The following is a 10,246-nucleotide window of genomic DNA, read 5'->3' as shown; positions in this document are numbered from 1 at the left end:
CACTCGGCCCGGTCGGCCTTGGTGGCGTCGAGCTCCTGCTGCAGGTTGTAGGCCTGGATCTTCAGGGCCCGCTTGGCCTCGAGGCCGCGATTCCCGCTCTCGGCCTCGTGCAGGAAGTAGCCGACCACGAGGATCGACACGGCGTAGAGGCCGAGCGGCAACAGGACGGCACGGGCGCGGCGACGGACTACCATGCGGGGGAGGATGGGGCGGGAGGGTTAAGGAAGGCTCAAGGGCGCAGGCTCCGGCCCGGTCCGCCGGCGGGCGTCACGTCCGGGGCGCCGCCCGCAGGGTGAAGCGCGTCATCTCGGACGGGCGGCCGAGCCGGAGCGCGAAGCCGGGCCAGATCCCGGTCCCGTTGCCGACGTAGAGGATCATCCCGCCGACGTCGTAGCGCCCCGACACGAAGCCGTTGTTGCCCCGCGCCACCAGCCGGTCGAGGCCGAGGATCATGCCGCCGTGGGTGTGGCCGGAGAGCTGGAGCGCGACCCCGCGGACCGCCGCCCGCTTCGCGGCGCGGGGCTGGTGGTCGAGGAGCACGACCGGCGCGCCGGGCGGGGCGCCCGCGAGCGCCGCCGCGAGGTCGGGCTCGGCCTCGCCCGAGGCCGGCGCCGAGGCGTCGGTGACGCCGGCGAGCACGAGGCGGGCCTCGGCCCGGGCGAGCACCGCGTGCGCGTTCGGCAGCATCCGCAGGCCGAGGCCGGCGAGGTGGCGCATCCAGGCCGCGTAGTCGAAGAAGTACTCGTGGTTGCCGGGGATCGCCCAGACCCCGTCCGGCGCCCGCAGGTCGCGAAGCGGCGCGACGTCGTCCCGGCGCATCGCCACCGAGCCGTCGATGAAGTCGCCGGTGACGACGATCAGGTCGGCGCCCGCCGCGTTGGCGCGCGCGACCACGGCGCGGGCCCAGGACGCCGGGAACAGGCGGCTGAGGTGGAGGTCGGTGAGCTGGAGCAGCCGGTAGCCGTCGAACTCCGGCGGCAGGCCGGGGATCGCGACCTCGACGTCCCGGACCGGCGGCACGCGCACGGCGTTGGCGACGCCGACCGCGGCGAGCAGCACCGCGAGCCCGGCCGCCGCGAGGCGGACGCTCCCCGGGATCGCGACCGCGCCCCGCTGCAGCAGGGCGGCCGCCAGGGCGCCGAGGTCGAGCGCGATCTGGAATACGGCGAGGAGCAGGATCGCCCCGAACGCCCCGTTGAGCGCGAGGACGACCGGGCGCGGGAACTCGGGCGCGAAGACCGAGCCGGAGGAGAGCCGGTTCCAGAAGTGGAACTGCGAGGCGGCGAGCAGCAGCAGGGCGAGGGCGCCCTTGCCCCAGAGCGGCAGCGCGAGCGGGACGAGCCAGCGGACGATCACGTAGGCGCACGGCGTCGCGAAGATGAGGTGGAAGATGGTCGGTCTCCTCGGCAGCGTTCCGGCCAGGCCTCATTTGCCGAGCCGCGGTCTCGCCTCTCCGGTAGCGGTGCCGGGACGCGACGGGGAGGGGCCTGAGGCGATCCGACGCCGAACCCGGGCGGCCTGGAAACACATCGTGCGGGAAGCGGAATGAATCCTGCGCCGACGAAACGTCATCGGAGCGTCAGACAAACTCAGCAACCCTGTCCCGCAAGCGTATCCGCGGTGACGCGGCCGCGCAGGTGATCCCGTACCTGGAATCGGCAGAGGAAGCGTCCGATGGCCTCGTCCCCCAGTCTCGGCAACCTGCGGATCGCCACCTTCAACGCCTCGCTCAACCGCACGACGGAAGGTCAGCTCGTGCGCGACCTGAGCACGCCGGGCAACGCCCAGGCGCGCAACGTCGCCGAGATCATCCAGCGCACCAACCCGGACGTCCTGCTCGTCAACGAGTTCGACTTCGACCGCGCCGGCCCGAACGGCACCTCGCTCGCCGCCGACCTCTTTCGCAACAACTACCTGAAGGTGTCGCAGAACGGCGCCGCCCCGGTCGACTACCCCCACGTCTTCGTCGCGCCGTCGAATACCGGCATCGCCTCGGGCTTCGACCTCGACAACAACGGCACGGTGGTCACCACCCCGGGTGCCGCCGGCTACGGCAACGACGCCTACGGCTTCGGCGACTTCCCCGGCCAGTACGGGATGGCGATCTTCTCGAAGTACCCGATCGATTACAGCGCGGCGCGCACCTTCCAGACCTTCCTGTGGAAGGACATGCCCGGCGCCCGGCTGCCCGACAATTCGGCCACGGCGACGCCGCAGGACTACTACTCGCAAGGAGAGCTCGACGCCGTCCGGCTGTCCTCGAAGAGCCACTGGGACGTGCCGGTCACCGTCAACGGCGAGACCGTCCACATCCTGGCCTCGCACCCGACGCCGCCGACCTTCGACGGGCCGGAGGACCGCAACGGCCTGCGCAACGCCGACGAGATCCGGTTCTTCTCCGACTACATCCAGCCCGGCAAGGGCGACTACATCTACGACGACCAGGGCCGCTTCGGCGGGCTCGCCGCCGGCTCGCGCTTCGTCATCCTGGGCGACCAGAACGCCGACCCCCTCGACGGCGACAGCGTCGCGCAGGCGGCGCGCCAGCTCCTCGACAGCCCGCTCGTCGACGCCAGCGTGACCCCGACCAGCCTCGGCGGGCCGCAGCAGGCCGCGCTCCAGGGCGGCGCCAACAGCACCCAGCGCGGCGACCCGCGCTTCGACACCGCCGACTTCGCCGACACCGCGCCGGGCAACCTGCGGGTCGACTACGTGCTGCCCTCGCAGGTCGGGCTCGAGCCGCTCTCCGGCAGCGTGTTCTGGCCGCAGAGCACCGACCCGCTGTTTCGCCTCGTCGGCAGCTTCGACCCCTCGCTGCCCGGCGGCTTCCCGAGCTCGGATCACCGCCTGACCTCCCTCGACCTCGCGCTCACCGCCGACAGCCGCCAGGAGGTGGCGGGGATCCGCTACATCGGCCAGTCGATCCTGCCGACCGGCACGCTGTTCGCCGGCACCGAGGTCGGGGGTCTCTCGGGCATCGCCTACGACGCCAAGGCGGGCAACTACCTGGCGATCTCGGACGATCGCAGCCAGATCAACCCGGCGCGGTTCTACACCCTCACCATCGACCTCGCGGATGGCCGCCTCGACCAGGGCGACGTCGCGGTCACCGGCGTGACCCCGCTGACGCAGAACGGCGCCGCCTTCCCGGCCCTGTCCCTCGACCCGGAGGGCATCGCGCTCACCGGGCGCGGCATCTACGTCTCGTCGGAGGGCGAGGCCACGGCGCAGCGCCTCACCGACCCGTTCGTGCGCCTGTTCGACCGCAGCGGCGCGCAGGTCGAGGCCCTGCCGGTCGACGGCAAGTATGTCCCGAACGCCGCCGGCACCGCGGGCGTGCGCAACAACCTCGCCTTCGAGAGCCTGACCGTCACCCCCGACCAGGGCACGCTCTACACCGCGACGGAGAACGCGCTCGCGAGCGACGGGTCGGCCGGCACGCTGTCGAGCGGCTCGGCCGCCCGCATCCTGCGCTACGACCTCGCCACCGACCGGCCGACGGGCGAGTACGTCTACGTCACCGACCCGGTCGTGGCCGCGCCCGTACCGGCGGGCGGCTTCACGACCGCCGGCCTCGTCGACCTGCTCGCCCTCGACGACCGGGGCACGCTGCTGGCGCTGGAGCGCTCGTTCTCGGTCGGCGCCGGCAACGCGATCAAGCTCTACCAGATCACCACCGAGGGAGCGACGGACGTCTCGGACCGACGCTCGCTCGCGACGCAGGTCGAGAACGGCCGCCTCACCGTGCCGGGCGTCACGCCGGTGCGCAAGGAATTGCTGTTCGATCTCTCGACGCTCGGCATCCCCCTCGACAACGTCGAGGGCCTGACCCTCGGCCCGAAGCTCCCCGACGGGCGCCAGAGCCTGGTGCTGGTCTCCGACAACAACTTCGACCGCGCCGCCTTCACTCAAGTTCTGGCCTTCGCCCTCGACATCCGGGCCGATGACGGGATCACGGTGACCCCGGTCTCCGGCGGCAACCAGATCGAGGTGCGCGACCCGACGGCGCTCGGCACCGGCCAGGGCAGCACCGGCACCGACACCGTGCGCTACGCCGGCTCCGGCCGGGTGGTGCTGCCGTCGAACGTCGAGAACGCGATCCTGACCGGCGACGGCGCGGTCACCGGCAACGCCCTCGACAACGCGATCACGGGGACGGGCGGCAACCGGATCGCGGCCGGCGCCGGCAACGACCTCGTCACCGCGGGCCCTGACCTGAACTTCCTCGACGGCGGCACCGGCACCGACACCCTGGTCCTCGGCTTCCGCCTTACCGACGCCACCGTCACCCGCGACGGCGCCGCGACTCTGATCACCGGGCCGGGCGCGCAGAACCGGGTCAGCGGCTTCGAGCGCTACCAGTTCACCGACGTCACCGTGAACACCGCCGACGGCCAGCCGCTGGTCGACGACCTGTTCTACCTCGCCAGCAACAAGGACGTCCTGCGCGCCGGCGTCGATGCCGATGCCCACTACGCCGCCTTCGGCTGGCGCGAGGGCCGCGACCCCAGCGCCTTCTTCTCCACCACCGGCTACCTCGCCGCGAACCGCGACGTGCGCATCGCCGGCGTCAACCCGCTCGAGCACTACGACCAGTCAGGCTGGAAGGAGGGCCGCGACCCCTCCGCCGCCTTCGACAACGAGCTCTACCTCGCCCGCAACCCCGACGTGCGTGCCGCCGGCGTCGATCCCCTCGCTCACTTCCTGGCCTACGGCCAGGAGGAGGAACGCCAGGCCTACGCCGCGATCGGCAAGGCCGCCGACGTCGGCGCTGCCCGCGGCTTCGACGCCGAGTACTACCTGCTGTCGAACACCGACGTCTCGGCGGCGGCACTGGTGCTGGGGGCGGACGGGGCGACCTTCGCGCGCCAGCACTACCAGCTGTATGGCTGGAAGGAGGGCCGCAACCCGAACGCAGTGTTCGACGCCAAGGGCTACCTCAACGCCTACCAGGACGTGGCGAAGGCGAACGTCGACCCGCTGCTGCACTACGACCTGTACGGCTACAAGGAGGGCCGCGACCCCTCGACCAGCTTCGACACGGCGGCGTACCTGGCGGCGAACCCGGGCGTGGCGTCGGCCGGAGCGAACCCGATGGTGCATTACCTGATGTTCGGCGCCGTCGAGGGCCGCTCGACCGTCGGCGACACCACCTTCGGCTTCGGCAGCCAGGGCTGACATCGAGGGGACCGGTTCGCGCGACGGCCGCGGGCCGTCGACGCGGATGCCCTGTGCGAGGCGCGACGCGGTCCCCCGCGCCGCGCCTCCTCAGTTTCGTCCGACGGGCGGGGCCGGGAACGCCAGCGCGGCGAATTCCTGGGAGAGGCGGCCCGGGAGACCCCAGACCCCGCACCTATGGAAGTCTCGCGAACGGCGAGACTCCTTGCGCAGGCAAACGCCTCCCGTCAGGGCGACGCCGGCGCGACCGGCCTTCCGAGGGAGCGATCGGGCAGAGGTCGGGCGACGGGACAGGATCGTCGGCTCGGTCCGGTCCCGACCCGGTCGCTTCGCTCCTGCGCGAGGAGCGGCACAGCCGCCGTCCTCCGGAGTTCGGATGCCCGCGCGGGCTCTTCCCCGCACGGGCCGTTCATCGGCAGCGGATCAGCCGACCTTCAGCGCCGCGCGCCCGAGGTAGCGGGCCTGCGAGCCGAGGCCCTCCTCGATGCGGATGAGCTGGTTGTACTTGGCCAGTCTGTCCGAGCGGGCGAGGGAGCCGGTCTTGATCTGCCCGCAATTGGTCGCGACGGCGAGGTCGGCGATGGTCGCGTCCTCGGTCTCGCCGGAGCGGTGCGACATCACCGCGGTGTAGCCGGCGCGGTGGGCCATGTCGACGGCGGCCAGGGTCTCGGTGAGCGAGCCGATCTGGTTGACCTTCACCAGGATCGAGTTCGCCGTGCCCTTGGCGATGCCCTCAGACAGGCGCGCGACGTTGGTCACGAACAGGTCGTCGCCGACGAGCTGGCAGCGGCCGCCGACCTTGTCGGTGAGCGCCTTCCAGCCGGCCCAGTCGTCCTCGGACATGCCGTCCTCGATCGAGAGGATCGGGTAGGTGTCGACGAGCTTGGCGAGGTAGGCGGCCTGGGCCTCCGGGTCGCGGGTCTGGCCTTCGCCCTCGTAGACGTAGGACCCGTTCTTGAAGAACTCGGTGGCGGCGCAGTCGAGGGCCAGCACGATGTCGCGGCCCGGCTCGAAGCCGGCGGCGCGGATCGAGTCCATCACGAAGTCCAGCGCCGCCTCGGCCGAGGGGAGGTTGGGAGCAAAGCCGCCCTCGTCGCCGACATTGGTGTTGTGGCCGGCCTTCTTCAGGGCGCCCTTGAGAGTGTGGAAGACCTCGGCGCCCCAGCGCACCGCCTCGGCGAGCGAGTCGGCGCCCACCGGCATGATCATGAATTCCTGGAAGTCGATCGGGTTGTCGGCGTGGGCGCCGCCGTTGATGATGTTCATCATCGGGACCGGCAGGACCCGGGCCTGGGTGCCGCCGACATAGCGGTAGAGCGGCAGGCCGGAGGCCTCGGCGGCGGCCTTGGCGACGGCGAGCGAGACGCCCAGGATCGCGTTGGCGCCCAGCCGCGCCTTGTTCGGCGTGCCGTCGAGCTCGATCATCGCCTCGTCGATGGCGGCCTGCTCCTCGGCGTCCATGCCGCCGATGGCGTCCAGGATCTCGCCGTTGACGGCCTCGACGGCCTTCAGCACGCCCTTGCCGCCGTAGCGGGACTTGTCGCCGTCGCGCAGCTCCACCGCCTCGTGCGCGCCGGTCGAGGCGCCCGACGGGACGGCGGCGCGGCCGAAGGAGCCGTCCTCCAGGAGGACGTCGACCTCCACCGTGGGGTTGCCCCGGCTGTCGAGGATCTGGCGGGCGGCGATGTTGGTGATCGCGGTCATGAGAGGGATCTCTCGGGCAGGCTTTGAGGGTCGCGCGGCTTATCGGCCAAGTTGCCGTCTGCGGCAAGCCGCCCGAGGGTGGTACTGGGTAAAGGCGCCCGGGTTGCTCTGTGCAGGGTTTACGGTATCGCGCAGGCCCGCGCGGGCCTATATGGCGGCCATGACGCAAGACCTGACGCAACACGCCACGACGCCCGGCTCCCTGCAGCTCGGGCGCGCCAGTGCCCAGCCGCGCTCGCCGGACGAGGCGCAGCTCGATCGGGTGCCGAACCCGCACCCGGACACCGACTACTGCGCCCGCTTCACCGCGCCGGAATTCACCTCGCTGTGCCCGGTCACCGGCCAGCCCGACTTCGCCATCCTGGTGATCGACTACGTGCCGGACCAGTGGCTGGTGGAGTCGAAGTCGCTGAAGCTCTACCTGCACAGCTTCCGCGACCACGGCGCCTTCCACGAGGACTGCACCGTCGGCATCGGCCGCCGGCTGACCGCGCTTCTCGAGCCGCGCTACCTTCGCATCGGCGGCTACTGGTACCCGCGCGGCGGCATCCCGATCGACGTGTTCTGGCAGACCGGTACGCCGCCGGCCTCGGTCTGGCTGCCCGATCAGGGCGTGCCGCCCTATCGTGCCAGAGGCTGACCAGAGGCTGACATGGGAAGGGCGGCCAGGTCGCCCTGGCCGCCCTCCTTATCGAAACCCGGGGTCCGGTTCGGACCTCAGTAGCCGTAGCCGTACGGGCCGTAGGCGGGAGCCGGGGCGCCGTAGTAGCCGTAGCCGTTGCGGCGGGCCGCGTCGGCCGCGGCCGCGGCCCCGATGGCGCCGACGGCGGCACCCGCGATGCCGAGGCCGACCGCCGCGCCGGGGGAGATGCCGCGGCGGCGTCCGCCATAGGCGTAGGGCCGGCCGGCATAGCCACGGCCGTAGCCGTGTCCGTGGCCGTAATGGCCGCCGCGCCAGCCCTGGGCCTCGGCCGGGGAGGGCGCGATGGTGGTGAAGGCGCCGAGGGCGACGGCGAGGGCCGGAATGATCGCCAGCTTGCGCATCGTTGATCTCCTGCTTGGTTCAGGCCATATGACCCGGGCAACGAGCGCGACCGCGCAAGGTTCCCGCAATCGTTCCACCCGGGGCCGCCCGCCTGCGCTGCGCCGGACCTCTGGTCCGGCGGCCGGCAAGGGGCGACGTGACTGGCGCTGATCGTCGCGCCGCCCACATGAACTCCGGCTGAACTGTCCCTGCCGGCGGCAGATCAACCCGGCCGGGCGAGGCGCCGGGCGGTGGCGAGGCCGAGAACCAGGATCGCGGCGGCGCACACGGCCAAGGCCGGGAGCTGGCCGAAGGCCGCGAGGCCGGCGCCCAGCACCGCGACGCCGAGGGCCTGGCCGCAGAAGAACGAGAAGGCGTGCAACGCCACCGCCGAGGCCCGGGCCTCCGGCGCGACCTCGGTCACCTGCACCTGGAAGGTGTTGTGCAGCATGTAGAAGCCGAGGCCGAGCGCCACGAGCGCCGCGGCGTCGGCCTGCCAGGAGCCGGCGAGGCCGACCACCATCAGGGCGCCGCCCGACACCGCGCCGCCCGCCATCAGCATCCGGGTCTGGCCGAGGAACCGCAGCAGCAGCCCGACGGTGAGGGAGTAGGCCAGGCCCCCGGCGGCGAAGCCCGCGAGGACGAGACCCGCCTCCCTCGGCCCGCCCTCGCCCCGGGCCTCGATCAGGTGGGCGAGATGCGGGAAGATCCCGAACACCGCGATCGCCTCGACGAAGACGGCACCGAACAGCACCCGGGCGCGGGGGTTGCGCAGGATGGTGCGGTAGCGCGCCAGCGCCGGCGCCAGGGCGAAGCGGCCGCCGGCGGCGCGCAGGCGCCGGGCGAAGCCGAGGGCGACGCCGCACAGGCCCACCGCCCCGACCCCGGCGGCAAGGCCGAACACGCCGCGCCAGCCGATCGCGCCCTCGATCAGCCCGGCCACCGTGGAGCCCGAGAGCTGGCCGAGGATCACCGCGACGAGGAAGCGGCCGATCGCCACCTGACGCCGCTCCATCGGGATGCGGTCGCCCATCATGGCGAGCGAGAGCGGGATCACCCCGCCGGCCGCCGCGCCCGCGAGCATGCGCAGGCCGAACAGGGTGCCGATGTCGCCGGCGACAACGCAGGCGCCGAGCGCCAGGGTCAGCACGAACAGGCAGGCCACCACCACCCGCTCCTTGCCGAGCGCATCGCCCACCGGCCCGAGCACCGGCTGGATCAGCGCGTAGGGCAGGGCGAAGGCGGTGGAGAGCAGGGCGACGGTGGCGGGGGGGCTGGCGAGGTCCCGGGCGAGCACGCCGACGAGGGGTTCGACCACCCGGCCCGCGAAGGTGCTGGCGAAACCTCCCGCGGCCAGGACCGCGATCAGGCGCGAGGGCGAGTCGCCCGAGGGCGCCTCGGCGAGGGGTGCTGGCGCGGCGCGCACGGCCGCCGCCCCGTCAGCCGCCGCTCCCCGCCGCGGCCGTGCGGTCCCTGGTCAGGCGATCCTTGGCCAGGCGGTCGAAGGCCTGGAGCTCGGCCAGCAGCGCCGGCATCTGGCGCAGGGGAACCATGTTGGGCCCGTCGGAGGGCGCCCGGTCGGGATCCGGATGGGTCTCGATGAACACGCCCGCGACCCCCACCGCCACCGCGGCCCGGGCCAGCACCGGCACGAACTCGCGCTGGCCGCCGGAGGTGGCGCCCTGGCCGCCGGGCTGCTGCACCGAGTGGGTGGCGTCGAACACCACCGGCAGGCCGCCGCTCACCTGCGCCATGATCGGCAGGGCGCGCATGTCCGAGACGAGGGTGTTGTAGCCGAAGGAGGCGCCGCGCTCGGTGAGCAGCACGTTCGGATTGCCGGCCCCGGTGATCTTGGCGGCGACGTGGGCCATGTCCCAGGGGGCGAGGAACTGCCCCTTCTTGACGTTGACCACCCGGCCGGTAGCCGCCGCCGCCAGCAGCAGGTCGGTCTGCCGGCACAGGAAGGCCGGGATCTGCAGCACGTCGACGGCCTGCGCCGCGGCGGCGCAGTGGCCGGCCTCGTGCACGTCGGTGACGACCGGCAGGCCCAAGGTCTCGCGGATCTCGGCGAAGATCGGCAGCGCCTGCTCGAGGCCGAGGCCCCGGCTCGATCCGGCCGAGGTGCGGTTGGCCTTGTCGAACGAGGACTTGAAGACGAGGCCGATGCCCAGGGACGCCGTCATCTCCTTGAGCGCGGCGGCGACCTCGAGGGCATGGCTCCGGCTCTCCAGGGCGCAGGGGCCGGCGATCAGGCTCAGCGGCAGGTGGTTGCCGAAGCGGACGGAGCCGGCCGTCACGGTGACGGGGGCGGCGGGGGCGGTCGAGGAGGATGCGGTCGGC

7 protein-coding genes and 1 pseudogene are annotated in these 10,246 nt (G+C 72.6%); 2 read left to right on the top strand and 6 right to left on the bottom strand.

Going from position 1 to position 10,246, the window contains the following annotated elements:
* Both VQ02_RS27770 and VQ02_RS27765 read right to left on the bottom strand, forming a co-directional pair.
* Nucleotides 1-194, bottom strand: a pseudogene (locus VQ02_RS27770) (septum formation initiator family protein); the annotation flags it as partial.
* A gap of 73 nt (nucleotides 195-267) precedes the next feature.
* Nucleotides 268-1,392, bottom strand: a complete 1,125-nt coding sequence (locus VQ02_RS27765) for a metallophosphoesterase (RefSeq protein ID WP_083469494.1) — start codon at nucleotides 1,390-1,392, stop codon at nucleotides 268-270.
* Nucleotides 1,393-1,674: 282 nt separating this feature from the next.
* On the opposite strand from VQ02_RS27765, the gene VQ02_RS27760 reads away from it, so the two are divergent.
* Entirely contained in the window at nucleotides 1,675-5,178 is a 3,504-nt protein-coding gene (locus tag VQ02_RS27760) for an esterase-like activity of phytase family protein (RefSeq protein ID WP_053080582.1), read from the top strand.
* Between the two features lie 423 nt (nucleotides 5,179-5,601).
* Here the strand turns inward: VQ02_RS27760 and eno are convergent, their stop codons facing one another.
* Nucleotides 5,602-6,882: a phosphopyruvate hydratase gene (gene eno / locus VQ02_RS27755; protein WP_048447481.1), complete on the bottom strand. Its 1,281-nt coding sequence runs from the start codon at nucleotides 6,880-6,882 to the stop codon at nucleotides 5,602-5,604.
* A gap of 160 nt (nucleotides 6,883-7,042) precedes the next feature.
* Here eno and queF point away from each other — a divergent pair, with 160 nt between their 5' ends.
* Entirely contained in the window at nucleotides 7,043-7,522 is a 480-nt protein-coding gene (queF, locus tag VQ02_RS27750; protein WP_048447485.1) for a preQ(1) synthase, read from the top strand.
* A gap of 77 nt (nucleotides 7,523-7,599) precedes the next feature.
* On the opposite strand, the gene VQ02_RS27745 is transcribed toward queF, so the two are convergent.
* The 3 genes from VQ02_RS27745 to kdsA all read right to left on the bottom strand — a co-directional run bounded on the left by VQ02_RS27745 (nucleotide 7,600) and on the right by kdsA (nucleotide 10,203).
* A complete protein-coding gene (locus VQ02_RS27745) occupies nucleotides 7,600-7,926 on the bottom strand; it encodes a hypothetical protein (protein WP_048447480.1) in 327 nt (108 codons plus the stop codon).
* Between the two features lie 203 nt (nucleotides 7,927-8,129).
* Entirely contained in the window at nucleotides 8,130-9,332 is a 1,203-nt protein-coding gene (locus tag VQ02_RS27740; RefSeq protein ID WP_048447479.1) for an MFS transporter, read from the bottom strand.
* 13 nt (nucleotides 9,333-9,345) lie between these two features.
* Nucleotides 9,346-10,203 carry a 3-deoxy-8-phosphooctulonate synthase gene (gene kdsA / locus VQ02_RS27735; protein ID WP_048447484.1) on the bottom strand — a complete coding sequence of 286 codons (858 nt, stop codon included), beginning with the start codon at nucleotides 10,201-10,203 and terminating at the stop codon, nucleotides 9,346-9,348.
* Between the last annotated feature and the right edge of the window lie 43 nt (nucleotides 10,204-10,246).

It is taken from the genome of Methylobacterium variabile, assembly GCF_001043975.1.
GTDB lineage: Bacteria > Pseudomonadota > Alphaproteobacteria > Rhizobiales > Beijerinckiaceae > Methylobacterium > Methylobacterium variabile.
This window is presented reverse-complemented; position numbering and strand designations above follow the sequence as displayed.